A 15,076-nucleotide genomic window follows, 5' to 3' on the forward strand; every position below is an offset into this window, starting at 1 on the left:
ACTTGCCATGCATGACAAGGCTGCCCGGGTGCGCAAAAGCCGCGCGCCCAAGGCCGATCCGGCCCATGGCGGGCGACTGCCGCCGGGCCAGGTGCTGACCGAGCGTTTCCCGATCCTGCACGAGGGCGCGGTGCCCGAGTACGACCTCGACACCTGGTCCCTGAGGCTGTCCGGCGCCGTCGACCGGCCGCGGCAACTGAGCTACGCCGATCTGCTGGCCTTGCCCCAGCGGCAGTTGCGGTGCGATATCCATTGCGTGACGCGCTGGTCCAAGTTCGACACCCAGTGGAGCGGGGTGCACCTGAGCGACCTGTTGCAGGCCCTGGATATCCAGCCGCGCAGCGGGTTCGTCATGGCCCATGCCGACCCCGATTACCAGACCAACCTGCTGCTGGACGACCTGCTGCACCCCGACAGCCTGCTGGCCCTGACCTATGACGGCCAGCCCCTGGCGCCGCAGCATGGTTGGCCGTTGCGCCTGGTGGTGGCCGGGCGGTACTTCTGGAAAAGCGCCAAATGGCTGCGCGGCCTGGAGTTTGTCGAGCACGAACAACCGGGGTTCTGGGAGCGCAATGGCTTTCATCTGCACGCCGATCCGTTTCGCGAACAGCGCTTCAGTGGCGAGGCCCTGGACATTGCCGAGGATGAATGGCTGTACAAGGACTTCGATTAGCCACTGCTGCAACTAAGCATTGACTCGTGACTATTAAAGTCTTGGAACTTGTTGATCATCGACAAGGGGTTTTCTGTGCCCGGCTTAGTTGCATGAAAGTTAATCCGCCTGTTGTTGCAGCAGCACTTTTGCTGCCTGGGCAGCCGTCGGTTCGGCTGATCTAACCTAAGCGTTATTAGTTCTTTTGCAATGTACGGCGTCTCGCCTAGCATCGGTGCCATGGGGCGTTTTATTGACATTGGGGTGTGCACTAAACCCTTCTTTCCAGGCGTGGATTAATCGCACTTGCTGGGATTAAGCGCGTTCTGCCTTTCGGATTACTTAAAACTAAAGCAGAGATAAACCAGCCTTGATGGTCGACTACTTTTGTCGGCCAGGGCCGGTATCAGCTGCGATTCAAGGAGCTGTTCCATGTATCACCGATCTCGTTCTTTACTGGCGGCGGCTGTCGTCACTGCGATTGCCCAGTTCCCGGCCCAGGCCGAAGAAGCCACCCACGCAAACGGCGATGCACGCCTGGGCACGGTGCTGGTCACCGGCACCCGCGGCACCGCGCGCACCGTGCTCGATTCACCGGTGCCGGTGGACGTGCTGACCGCTGCCGACCTGAAGTCGACCGGCGCCAGCAACGGTGAACTGGGCCAGGCCTTGCAGACCCTGCTGCCCTCGTTCAGCTTCCCGCGCCAGTCCAACTCCGGTGGCGCCGACCATGTGCGGGCCGCGCAACTGCGGGGCATGAGCCCGGACCAGGTGCTGGTGCTGGTCAACGGCAAGCGCCGTCACACCTCGGCACTGGTCAACGACTCGTCGAAGATCGGCCGGGGCACCGCGCCGGTGGACTTCAACTCGATCCCCATCAGCGCGATCAAGCGCATTGAAGTGCTGCGCGACGGCGCGGGTGCGCAGTACGGCTCCGACGCAATTGCCGGGGTGATCAACATCATCCTCGACGACGCCCCGGAAGGCGGCGAAGTCTCCACCACCTACGGTGCCTATCACACCCACCAGGACGCGATCGGCAAGACCACCACCGACGGCCAGAACAGCCTGACCACGGCCAAGATCGGCACGCGCCTGGGGGAGGACGGCGGTTTTGTCCGCGGCGGCACCGAGTACAAGGATCGCAACCCGACCAACCGCGCCGGCTTCGACGGTTTTGCCGATACCCCGGGCCAGCGCAACTACGTGATGGGCGATGGGGTGGCGCGTGACGTCAACGCCTGGTTCAACTCCGAGTTGCCCCTGGCCGGCGGCAAGGCCTATTCCTTCGGCACCTACAACCAGCGCCACACCACCGGCGCCGAGTTCTACCGCTACCCCTCGGAGCAGCCGCAGTTCTATCCCAACGGTTATCTGCCGCAGTCCCTGGGGGACAACCTCGACCTGTCGGCCACCGCCGGCTTCAAGGGCCTGATCGGCGAGGACTGGGATTTCGACAGCAGCCTGACCCATGGTCGCAACCGTTTCGAATCCGCCACCCGGCGCACCCTCAACGTGACCCTGGGGCCGGACTCGCCGACCCGTTTCGACACCGGCGACTACGAACTGCGCCAGACCACCGCCAACCTCGACTTCAACCGCGAACTGCGCCTGGGTGGGCGCTCATTCGTGCTGGCCCTGGGCGGTGAATACCGCTACGAGCACTACCTGACCACCGCCGGCGACGAAGCCTCGTACACCGGCAGTGGCGCCGATGGTGCCAACGGCTTGCGCCCCAGCGAAGAGGCCGACCTGGATCGCAATGTGTTCGGCAGCTATGCCGAGCTGTCCGGGGACGTGACCGACCGCCTGTTCGTCGACGCCGCCACCCGCTGGGAGCATTACGACGATGCCGGCAGCAAGCTCACCGGCAAGCTCAGCGCGCGTTATCGCCTGACCGATCAGTGGGCGTTGCGCGGCGCGGTGTCGAACAACTTCCGCGCGCCGTCCCTGGCGCAAACCGGCTTCCAGCACACCACCAGCAACTTCGGCACCGGCGGTACCCTGACCGACGTCCGCGTGCTGTCGGTCAACGACCCGATCGCCCGCGCCCTGGGCGCCGAGAAGCTGGACCCGGAGACCTCGAAAAACTTCAGCCTGGGCCTGACCGCGCAATTGAGTGAACGCTTCGACGCGTCCCTGGACGTGTTCCGCATCGATGTCAAAGACCGCATCACCCTGTCCCAGCGCATTGGCAGCGACCCCCTGGAGCAGTACATCAATGACAACTTCGGCGTGGCCGGGGTGCATGACGTCAACTTCTTCACCAACGCCGCCGACACCCGCACCGATGGCGCCGAGCTGGTGCTCAACTACCACCAGCCATTCTTCGAAGGGCAACTGGGCCTGACCAGCGCCTACACCTACAACCACACCAAAGTCACCAAGACCAAGGGCACGCCGTCCCAGCTCAGCGCCCTGGGCATTGGCGCCGACGCCCTGGTGGGCGTCGAGGAACGCAACACCCTGACCGACGCCGCCCCCAAGGATCGCCTGGTGTTCTCGGCCAACTGGGCCAGCCAGCACTGGGGCCTGCTCGGGCGCCTGACGCGCCAGGGCGAGACCACCCGGGTCTTCGACTTCGGCGACTCGCAGCCGGAGCAGACCTACGGCGCGGTGTGGCAGCTGGATGCCGAGGTGCAGTACAAATTCACCCCGACCTTCGACATCGCCCTGGGCGGCAACAACCTGACCGACAACTACCCGGACCGCTCCAACTCGCAGATCAACTACGGCGGCAACCTGCCGTATGACGTGCTGTCGCCAATCGGCACCAATGGCGCCTATTACTACGCGCGCGCCACCTACGGCTTTTGAGCCAGGGCGCCACCGTTCGCGGTGGCGCCTACCTGACGAGTATTGCCATGAGTGAACACGCCAACGCCGGCCCCGGGCGCCATCTGCCGGTGTTCCAGGCGCTGCTGGTGACCCTGGGCATGGTCATCACCACCGATATCCTCAAGACCGCGCCAACCGTGGCGCTGAATGTGGGCCTGGAGCATTTCTACTGGGTCTGGATCCTCGGCGGACTCGCGTCCATGGTCGGCGCCTTGTGTTTTGCCGAGATGGCCACGGCCTTTCCCCATCCCGGCGGGGACTACCACTTCCTGCGCACCGCCTACGGCGAACGCCTGGGTTTTGTCTTCGCCTGGTCGCGGTTTTCGGTGATGCACACCGGCTGGATCGCGCTGTCGGCGTTTATGTTCGCCGACTACTTCAACGCCGTGTTTCCCCTGGGGCCGTATGGCAGCGGGCTGTTTGCCGCCGGGCTGATCGTGGCCCCGGTGCTGCTCAATCTCAGCGGCAAGCACATTGGCTTTATCACCCAGACCTGGCTGGTGGCCTTGCTCGCCCTGGGCTTTTTAAGCATTGCCGGGGCAGGGGTGTGGCTGGCCTGGCAGGGGATTGAGCCGCCACTGCCTACGGCCCCGGTGCTGGCGGAAAACAGCGGCCTGGGCGGATTTTCGGCGGCGCTTATTTTTGTGTTCCTGGCCTTTGGTGGCTGGAGCGATGCGGCGACGCTGTCGGCCGAAGTGCGGGACGGGCGGCGCGGGATCTTTATTGCCATGCTCGGCGCCCTGACGGTACTGCTGGTGATTTACCTGGCGCTGAACTGGGCGTTCGTTCGCGGCCTGGGGTTTGCCGGGCTGGCCGCGAGCAATGCGCCGGCGGTGGAGTTGCTGGAGCGTGCGTTCGGCGCCCCGGGCGCACTCCTGATTCTGCTGGTGGTCGGGGTTTCGGCCATCGCCAGCATCAACTCGACCTTGCTGGTGGGCGCCCGCACCACCTACGCCGCCGCGCGCGATGTACCGCAATTGCGGGGCCTGGGCAGTTGGGAGGAGCGCGATGGTGTGCCGCGTCGGGCGTTGCTCGCCGAAGGGGCGGTGGCGTTGTTGCTGGTGCTGTTTGGCAGCCTGACCCACAGCGGTTTCAACAGCATGGTCGAGTACATCACTCCGGTGTATTGGTTGTTCCTGAGCCTGAGCAGCCTGGCGCTGCTGATCTTGCGCCGGCGCTTTCCCCAGGTGCCGCGCCCGGTCAAGGTGCCGTTGTACCCGGTGCTGCCGCTGCTGTTTTGCGGACTGTGCCTGTACATGCTGTATTCCAGCGTGGCCTTTGTCGGCTACGGCGCCTTGTTCGGGCTTGGGGTATTGCTGGCAGGGGCGCTGGTGCTGGTGCTGTTGGGCCGGGGCGGGCGCCGGGTGGCGCTTGAATCGGCCGCACCCGGCGTCAGCCCCGAGTAGCCGAACCTAGAACGAGACTTGCGCCGGCTGCGACAGGCGCAACACCGACAGGTCGCCGGTAATGCGCTTCCAGGCCAGGCGAATGGCTTCGATGTCGGCTTCATGCCGGGCGTTGTTCTCATGCAGCACCACAATCACCTTGGTGCCCAGGCGCTCCGGTTCCTTGGCGCCCCGATCGCGCCATTGGCCGTAGGCATCGAGCACGCTGAAGCCATCCGGAAAGCGCGGGGTCACTTCCTGGTCGAGAAACACCCGCCAGCGCTCCGGGCTGATCACGCCTTCCGTGCCTTGCAGCGGCCCCACCGAAAAATACAGCTCGGTGCGCACCCACTGCGCTTGCGCCGGGCGCCCGGCATCACCGATCAGGGTTGAACTGGCGGGGTCCTTGGTGTGCACAGAGGCGGGCGGCTGGCTGACACAACCGGCGACCGCCAGGCACAGCGCGGCCAATAAAAAGCGTCGAGGCATGGAACGTCCTTAGTTGAATAGTTGAACTAAGTGGCCAGTATAGGGGCGGCGCCTAATAGCGATAAAAGATTAAAAAGTATTCGGATTGCAGTTGAGTGGAATAAGCGGCGCCACTGAAAAAACTTTCAGTTGTTTAGAACGAATATTTCTTTCGGTTATTTATATAGTTTCTATTCGCATATCTAAAACCGACTAAACACTGTGATGGCCTGCACTTTATCTGTCGTGACGATGTTTAGGCTGCTGTAGCAGCATGTACTGTTCCGGCGCACGCACTAAGGACGTTTGAGCAGCGGTTATTGCTGTTCGATAGCCACCTTGTCGCCTGCCGGGGAGTCCTTAGAATCGCCTCCATCCGCTTCGTCCAACTATCGAAACCTTCAGGGAGCAACACCATGATGAACGCCATGCAGATGCAAATGCCGATGAACGCCAACATGCCGATGATGCCGATGATGGGCATGCCGATGATGATGGCGACCATGAGCTGCGAAATGATGGACGACGGCATGCAGTGCAAGATGATGCCGGCCGCTGGCATGGACATGGCCATGTTCAAGAACAGCGCTGAAATGATGCAGATGATGATGAACTGCGGCATGCCGATGATGATGCACTGCGGCAACATGAGCATGATGTGCATGTCCCAGTCGGCCATGGCCATGCCGATGATGAACATGATGATGCCAATGCCGATGATGGGCATGCCCATGCCTTCGATGAAGTGCGTGATGGAATGCACCATGATGGCCGACGGCATGATGTGCAAAATCATGCCGATGGCCGGCATGAACATGGACATGATGAAAAACTGCTGCGCCCTGATGATGAAAATGATGAACGACTGCAGCATGCCGATGATGATGAGCTGCAACGGCATGCCGCTGATGTGCTGCACCTGCTGAAGCAACCGCCATTGAAAAAGCCCGGCAGGGGTGACCCTGCCGGGCTTTTTCGTGGCTGCGATCTGGCTGGGTCAATCAGTCCAGGCGTTCCGGGTAGGTCACCACCAGGTAGGCCACGGCCTCGCTGTCCGCCGGATTGCGGTAGCGGTGCGGCTGGTCGGCATAAAACAGAATCGAGTCGCCGGTGGACAGCAGGTAGCGCTCGTCGTTGACGCTGATTTCAATCACGCCCTGGGCCACCACCAGGTTCTCCTGCACCCCCGGGCCATGGCCTTCGGATTGATCCTCGCCCAGTGGCCGCAGGCGCAGTTCGTAGAATTCCGATTGGCGTGCCACATCGAACGGGAACAGCGCGCGGCTGACAAAGTCACCGCTGGCGCTGACCAGGCGCTTGCTCTGGTTCACCGACAACACCGCCACGCCTTCAAAGGCCCGGTGTTCGAGAAACGCCGCCACCGACACCTTCAAGCCCTTGGCGATTTTGCACAGCACCTTGATCGACGGCACGCTGCGCCCGGACTCGATCTGCGCCAGCATCGCCCGGCTGACCCCGCACTGGCGCGCCAGGGCGTCCAGGGACAGGTGGCGCTTGCCGCGCAGGCGCTGCAGGTTCTGCCCGACCCGTTCACTGGTCGGGTCTTCCTCCTGGGTATCGAGGGCATTGAGCTCCAGCACGGGATCGTCAGCGCTCGCCAGAAAGCGCGAGGGTTGCTGCGCACTCACCCGTGACGGGTCTCGGTCGACTGGGCTGCCTGGACCCATTGCAAGGCCTGGTAGCCGGCGTTGCGTGCGTACATTTCCCACATGGCCCGTGCCCGTTGCTGAGCGTGTTTGCGTTTGCGGTAGCTGACGAAGTCGATGAGGTTGGCAGTCGGATTCATGGGGCACTTCACTGTGGTCATCAATGACGGGATGAGGCGAGAGTACGCCCCTATTTTTATAACTATAAATATCGATTATTTATTTATTAATTCCTTTGTGTTCTATGTGCTGGTGCTGCCTGCCGGTATTGATTCCAGGTGTTGGTGGAGCAACAGAGATTAAGCAGGCTGCGCTGGGGTGATACAGGTCGGGCCCCACGGGCTGTTTTATAACTGATTGATAAATATAGGTTTAGTGGCTGGCACGGAGGCTGCAATGGCGTTTGTCTGAGCATTTCCCAAGGAACCCTCCATGACCCAGACCTTGCCCCTGGCCCTGTTGCAGCAAGCCGCCACCCGAGGCGCGGCCACGGCCCTTCGCTATAAGCGCCTGGGCATCTGGCATCCGCGCAGCTGGCAGCAACTGGCTGACGAGGTCGGCCGGCTGGCGGCAGCGCTGCAACAGAGCGGGTTTGCCCGCGAGGATGATCTGTTGATCATCAGCCAGGCCCGGGCCGAAGCCTTGCTGTTGGCTCTGGCTGCGCAATGGCTGGGGGGCAGCGTGACGTTGCTCGACCCGGACCTCGACCACCGCCCGCTGTTGCGCCGTCTGCAACCGGCCTTTGTCCTGACCGAAGCCGAGGCGGGGGTGCAGCAGGTGCGCGAGGCGCAGAGCCCGACCCGGCTGCTGCTGTTCCTGGATGGACGCGGGCTGGATGCCGGCGCCGACCCGACGCTGACGGCCTATGAAACGTGGCTCGCCGGCACGCTGGCTGCGGCCCCGGCGCACGTGGCCGAATCCACCAGCACGGCCTTTGTCTTCCACGACACTGACGACCAACCGCCCCGGCGCCTGAGCCATGGGCAGTTGCTGGAGGGGGCGCGCAAGTTGCTGGCGCGCGAACGCCTGGGGCCGGATGAAGAGGCCCTGGCGGCCCGGGTTTTCGCCGCCAGCGGCCAGGCGCGCTACCTGCTGACGCCCTGGCTCAGCGCCGGGTTCTGCCTGAACTTCCCCGAGGCCCTGGCCACCCGCGACACCGACCGCCGCGAGCTGGGGCCGACCTTGGTGCTGGGCACCCGCGAATCCTATGCCCGCCTGGAGTTCTGGGCCCGGGAGCGGCTGCCGCTGCCCGGCACCTTGAGCCATCGCCTGTACCACTGGGCAATGGCCCCGGGCGGCAACCGCGTAAGGCGCTGGCTCGGCCATTGGCTGATCCGCCGGCCGCTGCTGGATGTGCTGGGCATGAGCCGGCTGCGGGTGCCGTTGCTGGTAGGCCCGGCGCTGACCCCGCAGAGCGCCGAGTTCTTTGCCGCCCTGGGCGTACGTCCGGGCAACTGGCAGGAGCCCGGCAGCCAGCACGCCAGCGCCGGTGCGCCGACCCGACTGCTTCCTCAATCCGTGTAGCGAGCCCCCATGAGCGCAACCCCAGAATCCGTACTGCTGCGCCTGGATGACATCTCCCTGTCGTTCAAGGGCGTCAAGGCCATCACTTCCATCAGCTTTGCGGTGCAGGCCGGGGAGATCTGCGCCCTGATCGGCCCCAACGGCGCCGGCAAGAGTTCGCTGCTGAACATCATCAACGGTGTCTACCAGGCCCAGAGCGGCAGCATCCACTATGCCGGGCAAACCCGGCGCCGCATGCGCCCGCACCAGGCCGCCGAGCGCGGCATCGCCCGCACCTTCCAGAACATCGCCTTGTTCAAGGGCATGAGCGTGCTCGACAACGTGCTCACCGGGCGCAACCTCAAGCGCCGCAGCAGTTGGCTGGAACAGATGCTGCGGCTGGGCAGGGCGCCACGGGAGGACGACGCCCAGCGCCTGCACGCCGAGCGGGTGATCGAGTTTCTGCGCATCCATCCCTGGCGCGATGTGCTGGTGGGCAAGTTGCCCTATGGCCTGCAAAAGCGCGTGGAACTGGCCCGAGCCCTGGCGGCCGAGCCGCGCCTGTTGCTGCTGGACGAACCCATGGCCGGCATGAATGCCCAGGAGAAAGGCGAAATGAGCCAGTTTATCCGCGACATCAACCGTGAATTCGGCACCACGGTGGTGTTGATCGAGCACGACATCGGCGTGGTCATGGGCTTGTGCGACCACGTGGTGGTGCTCGACTACGGACGCAAGATCGGCGATGGCAGCCCGCAACAGGTGCGCGCCAACCCGGAGGTGATTGCCGCCTACCTCGGCTCGCGCCGCCCACGCAGCGAGGGGCGCTGAGCATGGAATTCTTCTTCGAAGTGCTGATCGGCGGGCTGCTGGCCGGGGTCATGTACGCCCTGGTGGCCATCGGTTTTGTGCTGATCTACAAGGCCAGCGGGGTGTTCAACTTTGCCCAGGGCGCCATGGTGCTGTTTGCCGCGCTGACCTTTGTCAGCCTGCTGGAGCGCGGCCTGCCGTTCTTCTGGGCGTTTGTCGCGACCCTGGCGAGCATGGTGCTGTTGGCGCTGCTGATCGAGAAAACGGTGCTGCGGCCCCTGGTCAACCGGCCGCCGATCATCCTGTTCATGGCCACCCTGGGCCTGTCCTACCTGATTGAAGGCTTGGCCCAGTTGCTCTGGGGCGCCCAGGTGCACGGCCTGGAACTGGGCATCGCCGATGAGCCGCTGGAGATCCGCGGCATGCTGCTCTCGCAGTTCGATCTGTTCGCCGCCGGCACCGCCGCGCTGCTGGTGATTGCCTTGTCGCTGCTGTTCAACCGGACCCGGGTCGGCCTGTCGTTGCGCGCGGTGGCCGACGACCCCCTGGCCTCCCTGGCGGTGGGCATTCGCCTGCCACGGATCTGGGCATGGGTGTGGGCGGTGGCGGGTTTTGTCGGGCTGGTGGCCGGGCTGCTCTGGGGCGCGCGGCTGGGGGTGCAGTTCTCGCTGTCGCTGGTGGTGCTCAAGGCGTTGCCGGTGCTGATCATCGGCGGCTTCTCGTCGATCGGCGGGGCGATTGTCGGCGGGCTGATCATTGGCGCCGCGGAAAAACTCGCCGAGATCTACCTCGGGCCGATCATCGGCAGCGGCATCGAAAACTGGGTGCCCTATGTCCTGGCCTTGCTGTTTCTGCTGGTGCGTCCGGCCGGGTTGTTTGGCGAACGGGCCATCGAGCGGGTCTGAATTTATTCAAGGAATGCCTTCATGCTGTATCAAGAAGCCGGTCAACTGAGCACCACCTACGCCGCCCAACGCCGTACCTTTCGCCTGCGCCAGGACCGCCTGGGGCTGTGGCTGCTGCTGGCGTTCGCGTTTGTCGCGGTGCCCTGGCTGGGCAATGACTACTGGTTCAGCGCGATCCTGGTGCCGCTGCTGGTGCTGTCCCTGGCCGGCTTGGGGCTGAACCTGCTGACCGGTTATGCCGGGCAACTGTCCCTGGGCTCGGCGGCGTTCATGGCGGTGGGCGCGTTTGCCGCCTACAACCTGCAACTGCGGGTGCCCGGCCTGCCGTTGCTCGCCAGCTTCGCCCTGGGCGGGGTGATCGCGGCGCTGGTGGCGGTGCTGTTCGGCTTGCCGAGCCTGCGCATCAAAGGCTTTTACCTGCTGGTGGCGACCCTGGCTGCACAGTTCGTGGTGGAGTGGGTGCTGACCCGCTTCAGCTGGTTTACCAACGACAACGCTTCCGGGGTCATCACCTCACCGCCGTTGCTGATTGCCGGGCTGGATTTCAGCTCGCCCCGGGGCCGATACCTGCTGACCCTGAGCCTGGTGGCCGGGCTGTTCTGGCTCGGCAAGAACCTGGTGCGCAGCGAGCTGGGGCGCAACTGGATGGCGGTGCGCGACATGGACACTGCCGCGGCGGTGATCGGCATCCGTCTGTTCAAGGCCAAGCTGCTGGCGTTCGCCATCAGCGGCTTCTACCTGGGAGTGGCCGGCTCGCTGTGGGCGTTCGCCTACCTCGGCACCGTGGAGCCCCACGGCTTTGACCTCAGCCGGTCCTTCCAGGTGTTGTTCATCATCATTATCGGTGGCCTGGGCAGCATCCTCGGCAACTTCCTGGGGGCGGCCTTTATCGTGCTGTTCCCGATTCTGCTGGGCAACCTCTGCGCTTTGCTGCCGACCGGGCTGATCGACTCCGGGCAACTGGAAAACCTGCAGAAAATGCTGTTTGGCGCCTTGATCATCGCGTTCCTGATCAAGGAACCCGAAGGCCTGGCCCGGCTCTGGCAGCGCTTGCGCCAGCGGGCCCGGGTCTGGCCGCTGCGTTACTGAACCGCCCTTGAATTCAACCACCCCCCGCTACTGTCCCCACGAGGAACTGCCTACATGACTCACCGCACATCGCTGCGCCGCCTGGCGCTGGGCCTGGCTTTGCTCACCGCCGGGCTCAGCGCCGGCGCCCAGGCCGCCAACGAACAGTACTTCCCCCTGCAAAGCTATCGGGTCGGACCCTACGCCGCCGGCGGCACCGGGTTCTTCGGCGGGTTTATCGACTACCTGCAATACATCAACGCCAAGGGCGGGGTGAACGGGGTCAAGCTGACTTGGAGCGAGTGCGAAACCGAGTACGTGGTGGAGAAGGGCGTCGAATGCTACGAGCGCCTCAAAGGGGGCCTCAACGGTGCGCCGGCCGCAGCCACCAACCCGTTGTCGGTGGGCATTGCCTACGCCACCCTGGAGCGCTCCACCGCCGACAAATTGCCGCTGATCACCATCAACCACGGGCGCACCGATTCCACCGACGGCAGCGTGTTCCCCTATGTGTTCCCGTTGCAGCTCAACCCCTATTCGGAGGTCTCGGCCATCATCAATTACATCGGCCAGCGCGAAGGCGGGGCCAACAAGCTCAAGGGCAAGAAAATCGCCGTGCTCTACCACGGCTCGCCCTATGGCAAGGAAACCAACGGCGTGCTGCAGACCCTGGCCAGCAACGCCGGATTTGAACTGACCCTGCTGGAAGTGCCGCATCCGGGCAACGAGCAGCAATCGCAATGGCTCAACATCCGGCGCCTGAAACCGGACTGGGTGATTCTGCGGGGCTGGGGGGTAATGAACCCGGTGGCGCTGAAGTCGGCGCAGAAGGTCGGTTACCCGGCCGATCACATCATCGGCAATATCTGGAGCAACTCCGAAGAAGACGTGGTGCCGGCCGGTGCCGCTGCCAAGGGCTTCATCGCCATCACCACCCACCCCTCGGGCACCGATTTCCCGGTGCTGCAAGGCATCAAGCAAAGCGTGGTCGACGCCGGCAAGGGCAACCTGGCCGACCCCAAGCGCTTTGGCACCGTGTATTACAACCTGGGCGTGGTCAACGGCATCCTCAACGTCGAGGCCCTGCGCCTGGCCCAGGAAAAATACGGCAAGCAACCGCTGACCGGGGAACAGGTGCGCTGGGGCTTCGAGCACCTGAACCTGGACGATGCGCGCTTGCAGGCCCTGGGCGCCAAGGGCCTGGTGCAACCGTTGCAGTTGTCCTGCGCCGACCACGAAGGCGGCGGTGCGGTGCGCTTCCAGCAATGGGATGGCCAGCGCTGGAACCTGATCAGCGACTGGGTCCAGGCCGACCGCGCCTTGCTGCGTCCGATCATCGAAGCCTCTGCGGCGCAGTACGCCAAGGAAAAAGGCATCACCCCGCGCAACTGCAGCCAGGAGCAATAAGGTCCGATGAGCCAGAGCCCGCAGATCGTCGCGCCATTGCTGCGCGTGGAGCAGGTCGAAGTTTTCTACGAGCAGTCGATCCTGGCCTTGCGCGGGGTCTCGCTGCAGGTCGGGCAGGGGCAGATGGTGGCGTTGCTTGGGGCCAATGGCGCCGGCAAGAGCACCACCCTCAAGGCGATTTCCAGCCTGGTGCGGGCTGAGCGGGGGGAGGTGACCCAGGGCCGGATTGTCTACCAGGGCCGGGAAATTACCGGCGCCGACCCGGCCAATCTGGTGCTGGCGGGGCTGGCCCAGGTGCTTGAGGGGCGGCACTGCTTCAGCCACCTGAGCGTGGAGCAGAACCTGCTGATCGGCGGCTTTGCCGGGCGCCCGTCACACAAGGTGCTGAACCAGCGGCTGGAGCGGATCTACGGCTACTTCCCGCGCTTGCGCCTGTTGCGCAAACGCCTCACCGGCTACACCTCCGGTGGCGAGCAGCAGATGGTCGCCATCGGCCGCGCGCTGATGTCCGAGCCGCAACTGCTGCTGCTCGACGAGCCATCCATGGGCCTGGCGCCCCAGGTGGTGGAGGAGATTTTCGAGACCCTGGCCCGGCTCAATCGCGAGCAAGGCTTGAGCCTGCTGGTGGCCGAACAGAACATCAACATCGCCCTGGATTACGCCCAATACGCCTATGTGCTGGAAAACGGCCAGGTGGCGCAAGCGGGCCCAGCGGCGGAACTGGCCGGGCGTGAACAGTTGCAGAACTACTACCTGGGCGCGGCTGGCTAGGGCGGCGCGAGCCGGTTCAACGCTGCCGCGACAGTTCGGCCACGGCCCGGGCCAACCCGGCGACCGGGCTGCTCAGCGGCGGCGGTCCGTTGCTCACCCGCTCGCTGGCACCGGCCATGGAGGCCTGGGCCAGGACCACCAGGCTGAAGCCTTCGGCATAAGCGGCACTCGCCGCGTCGGCAATGGCCTCCAGATAACCTTCGCCATCGCCGGCCTTGAACAGCGCCCAGGCGTCAGGCACCAGGCGCACCTCGACCTCGATTCCACTGCCACTTGCCGCTGCGCTGAACAGCGTCAGGGTCGGCTGCAGGGTGGTTTCCACGGCGCACAGCGCCAGCACCCGGCCGCCATGCTCGACGGCTTGTGCGGCGAGTGCCGCGTCGACCCGCAACAGCGGCACCGCAGATGCCTGCGCCGCCCCCGGCACTGCCGGGCCCAGGGTGGAACAGGTGAGCATCACCGCATCGGCCTGCTGCGCCAGTTGCAGCAGCGCCGTGCGTACCCCGTATTCGATATCGGCCGTCAGGCCGCCGGCCTGTTCCGCCAAGGCCAGCCACTGCGGCTGCACCTCATGCAACAGTGTGCCGTCGGCCAGCCCCAGCTGGCGTGCGGCGGCTTCAAACACGGCGATGTTGCTGTGGGCGCTGTGCAGGCAGGCAATTTTCATGGGCGCTCGGATACCCGTTCGGCGCCGCGCAGCAGCGGGCTATGGTGGGTGCAGAGTTCCATCAGGTAGTCCCAGACAATCCGCAGCCGCACCGAGTGGTGCAGGTCGCGCCGGGTGCACATCCAGTAGTGGCGCTCGATGCTCAGCTCCGGCAGCACCGGGCGCAGCAAAGGGTCCTGGTCGCCCATGTAGCGAGGCAGCACCGCCAGGCCCAGGCCGCTTTGCGCCGCCTGCTGCTGGGCGATCACGCTGGTGCTGGTGAACACCACCCGCGGGTGGCGGCAGAAGTGAGTCAGCAGCGAGAGTTCCTGGGTGAACAGCAGGTCGTCGACATAACCGATCCACTGCTGGGCATTGAGGCTCTCGCGCTGCTCGATCGGCGGCATGCGCGCCAGGTAGTCGGGGCTGGCGTAGAGCGCGAGGGTGTAGGGCGTCAGCTCACGCACGATCAACTGATCGATGCTGGGTTTTTCCAGGAGGATGCTGATGTCCGCCTCGTGGTTGATGATGCTGACAAAACGCGGCACCGCCACCAGTTCCACCTCCAGCCCCGGGAAGCGTTCGAACAGCGGCCCCAGGCGCGCGGCCAGAAACATCACCCCCAAGCCTTCGGTGACCCCGATCCGCACCTTGCCCAGGGGCGAGACGGTCTGGGTCAGTTCTTCCTGGGCCAGCAAGGCCACGTTTTCCATGGCTTCGGCATGCTTGAGCAGGGCCTGGCCGGCGGGGGTCAGGGTGTAGCCCTGGGCCTGCTGCACGAACAGTTGACTGCCCATGGCCTTCTCGATGGCATCGATATGCCGGGCCACGGTGGCATGGGTGGTCTTGAGGCGGCGGGCCGCCAGCAGCAGGCGCCCGCTGCGGTGCAGCTCAAGGAAAAAGCGCAGGTCGTTCCAGTCGAACATGGTGGGATTTCCATCGGCAGGGCGCGAGGG

At 64.5% G+C, this 15,076-nt stretch carries 15 protein-coding genes; 10 read left to right on the forward strand and 5 right to left on the reverse strand.

What is annotated here, in order from left to right; translation table 11 throughout:
- Positions 1-7: 7 nt before the first annotated feature.
- The 3 genes from ACOZJV_RS01230 (at position 8) to ACOZJV_RS01240 (ending at position 4,896) form a co-directional block, all read left to right on the forward strand.
- Positions 8-673, forward strand: a complete 666-nt coding sequence (locus tag ACOZJV_RS01230) for a sulfite oxidase-like oxidoreductase (protein WP_421546579.1) — start codon at positions 8-10, stop codon at positions 671-673.
- Positions 674-1,084: 411 nt separating this feature from the next.
- Entirely contained in the window at positions 1,085-3,469 is a 2,385-nt protein-coding gene (locus ACOZJV_RS01235; RefSeq protein WP_421546580.1) for a TonB-dependent receptor plug domain-containing protein, read from the forward strand.
- A 47-nt stretch (positions 3,470-3,516) separates the two neighbouring features.
- Positions 3,517-4,896 carry an APC family permease gene (locus ACOZJV_RS01240; protein WP_421546581.1) on the forward strand — a complete coding sequence of 460 codons (1,380 nt, stop codon included), beginning with the start codon at positions 3,517-3,519 and terminating at the stop codon, positions 4,894-4,896.
- 6 nt (positions 4,897-4,902) lie between these two features.
- On the opposite strand, the gene ACOZJV_RS01245 is transcribed toward ACOZJV_RS01240, so the two are convergent.
- Entirely contained in the window at positions 4,903-5,364 is a 462-nt protein-coding gene (locus ACOZJV_RS01245) for a DUF3574 domain-containing protein (RefSeq protein WP_078469021.1), read from the reverse strand.
- A gap of 395 nt (positions 5,365-5,759) precedes the next feature.
- Here ACOZJV_RS01245 and ACOZJV_RS01250 point away from each other — a divergent pair, with 395 nt between their 5' ends.
- Entirely contained in the window at positions 5,760-6,269 is a 510-nt protein-coding gene (locus ACOZJV_RS01250; protein WP_421546582.1) for a hypothetical protein, read from the forward strand.
- 75 nt (positions 6,270-6,344) lie between these two features.
- Here ACOZJV_RS01250 and ACOZJV_RS01255 read toward each other — a convergent pair whose 3' ends face one another.
- Together ACOZJV_RS01255 and ACOZJV_RS01260 are read right to left on the reverse strand one after the other, a co-directional pair.
- Complete coding sequence (locus ACOZJV_RS01255; RefSeq protein ID WP_078469024.1) at positions 6,345-6,992, reverse strand: helix-turn-helix domain-containing protein; 648 nt, start codon at positions 6,990-6,992, stop codon at positions 6,345-6,347.
- Positions 6,989-7,150, reverse strand: a complete 162-nt coding sequence (locus tag ACOZJV_RS01260; RefSeq protein ID WP_201131241.1) for a hypothetical protein — start codon at positions 7,148-7,150, stop codon at positions 6,989-6,991. Before ACOZJV_RS01260 ends, ACOZJV_RS01255 begins: the two co-directional genes overlap by 4 nt.
- Positions 7,151-7,442: 292 nt before the next feature.
- On the opposite strand from ACOZJV_RS01260, the gene ACOZJV_RS01265 reads away from it, so the two are divergent.
- From ACOZJV_RS01265 to ACOZJV_RS01290, 6 genes are read left to right on the forward strand one after another with little or no spacing between them, the layout of a single operon-like run.
- Positions 7,443-8,534 carry an AMP-binding protein gene (locus tag ACOZJV_RS01265; RefSeq protein WP_421546583.1) on the forward strand — a complete coding sequence of 364 codons (1,092 nt, stop codon included), beginning with the start codon at positions 7,443-7,445 and terminating at the stop codon, positions 8,532-8,534.
- 9 nt (positions 8,535-8,543) lie between these two features.
- Positions 8,544-9,344, forward strand: coding sequence for an ABC transporter ATP-binding protein (locus tag ACOZJV_RS01270; RefSeq protein ID WP_201131239.1), 801 nt, complete (start codon positions 8,544-8,546; stop codon positions 9,342-9,344).
- A 2-nt stretch (positions 9,345-9,346) separates the two neighbouring features.
- Positions 9,347-10,228 carry a branched-chain amino acid ABC transporter permease gene (locus ACOZJV_RS01275; RefSeq protein WP_421546584.1) on the forward strand — a complete coding sequence of 294 codons (882 nt, stop codon included), beginning with the start codon at positions 9,347-9,349 and terminating at the stop codon, positions 10,226-10,228.
- Positions 10,229-10,249: 21 nt separating this feature from the next.
- The gene (locus ACOZJV_RS01280; protein WP_078469028.1) at positions 10,250-11,317 is read left to right on the forward strand and encodes a branched-chain amino acid ABC transporter permease; all 1,068 of its coding nucleotides are present in this window, start codon (positions 10,250-10,252) and stop codon (positions 11,315-11,317) included.
- Positions 11,318-11,371: 54 nt separating this feature from the next.
- Positions 11,372-12,703, forward strand: a complete 1,332-nt coding sequence (locus ACOZJV_RS01285) for an ABC transporter substrate-binding protein (protein ID WP_421546585.1) — start codon at positions 11,372-11,374, stop codon at positions 12,701-12,703.
- Positions 12,704-12,709: 6 nt separating this feature from the next.
- Positions 12,710-13,474: an ABC transporter ATP-binding protein gene (locus ACOZJV_RS01290; RefSeq protein WP_421546586.1), complete on the forward strand. Its 765-nt coding sequence runs from the start codon at positions 12,710-12,712 to the stop codon at positions 13,472-13,474.
- Between the two features lie 16 nt (positions 13,475-13,490).
- On the opposite strand, the gene ACOZJV_RS01295 is transcribed toward ACOZJV_RS01290, so the two are convergent.
- Positions 13,491-14,141: an aspartate/glutamate racemase family protein gene (locus tag ACOZJV_RS01295; RefSeq protein ID WP_421546587.1), complete on the reverse strand. Its 651-nt coding sequence runs from the start codon at positions 14,139-14,141 to the stop codon at positions 13,491-13,493.
- Positions 14,138-15,046 (reverse strand): LysR family transcriptional regulator, encoded by a 909-nt coding sequence (locus tag ACOZJV_RS01300; protein ID WP_078469032.1) that lies wholly within the window; start codon positions 15,044-15,046, stop codon positions 14,138-14,140. The genes ACOZJV_RS01295 and ACOZJV_RS01300 overlap by 4 nt, the downstream gene beginning before the upstream one ends.
- Positions 15,047-15,076 lie beyond the last annotated feature (30 nt).

The organism is Pseudomonas sp. QD4 (assembly GCF_049199125.1).
GTDB lineage: Bacteria > Pseudomonadota > Gammaproteobacteria > Pseudomonadales > Pseudomonadaceae > Aquipseudomonas.

What these genes read in the sequence shown, in the direction of transcription:
- ACOZJV_RS01265 (WP_421546583.1), top strand. Translation starts at nt 7,443, where the DNA reads ATGACCCAGACCTTGCCCCTGGCCCTGTTGCAGCAAGCCGCCACCCGA.
- ACOZJV_RS01290 (WP_421546586.1), top strand. Translation starts at nt 12,710, where the DNA reads ATGAGCCAGAGCCCGCAGATCGTCGCGCCATTGCTGCGCGTGGAGCAG.
- ACOZJV_RS01270 (WP_201131239.1), top strand. Translation starts at nt 8,544, where the DNA reads ATGAGCGCAACCCCAGAATCCGTACTGCTGCGCCTGGATGACATCTCC.
- ACOZJV_RS01230 (WP_421546579.1), top strand. Translation starts at nt 8, where the DNA reads ATGCATGACAAGGCTGCCCGGGTGCGCAAAAGCCGCGCGCCCAAGGCC.
- ACOZJV_RS01285 (WP_421546585.1), top strand. Translation starts at nt 11,372, where the DNA reads ATGACTCACCGCACATCGCTGCGCCGCCTGGCGCTGGGCCTGGCTTTG.
- ACOZJV_RS01280 (WP_078469028.1), top strand. Translation starts at nt 10,250, where the DNA reads ATGCTGTATCAAGAAGCCGGTCAACTGAGCACCACCTACGCCGCCCAA.
- ACOZJV_RS01300 (WP_078469032.1), bottom strand. Translation starts at nt 15,046, where the DNA reads ATGTTCGACTGGAACGACCTGCGCTTTTTCCTTGAGCTGCACCGCAGC.
- ACOZJV_RS01295 (WP_421546587.1), bottom strand. Translation starts at nt 14,141, where the DNA reads ATGAAAATTGCCTGCCTGCACAGCGCCCACAGCAACATCGCCGTGTTT.
- ACOZJV_RS01245 (WP_078469021.1), bottom strand. Translation starts at nt 5,364, where the DNA reads ATGCCTCGACGCTTTTTATTGGCCGCGCTGTGCCTGGCGGTCGCCGGT.
- ACOZJV_RS01235 (WP_421546580.1), top strand. Translation starts at nt 1,085, where the DNA reads ATGTATCACCGATCTCGTTCTTTACTGGCGGCGGCTGTCGTCACTGCG.
- ACOZJV_RS01275 (WP_421546584.1), top strand. Translation starts at nt 9,347, where the DNA reads ATGGAATTCTTCTTCGAAGTGCTGATCGGCGGGCTGCTGGCCGGGGTC.
- ACOZJV_RS01240 (WP_421546581.1), top strand. Translation starts at nt 3,517, where the DNA reads ATGAGTGAACACGCCAACGCCGGCCCCGGGCGCCATCTGCCGGTGTTC.
- ACOZJV_RS01250 (WP_421546582.1), top strand. Translation starts at nt 5,760, where the DNA reads ATGATGAACGCCATGCAGATGCAAATGCCGATGAACGCCAACATGCCG.
- ACOZJV_RS01260 (WP_201131241.1), bottom strand. Translation starts at nt 7,150, where the DNA reads ATGAATCCGACTGCCAACCTCATCGACTTCGTCAGCTACCGCAAACGC.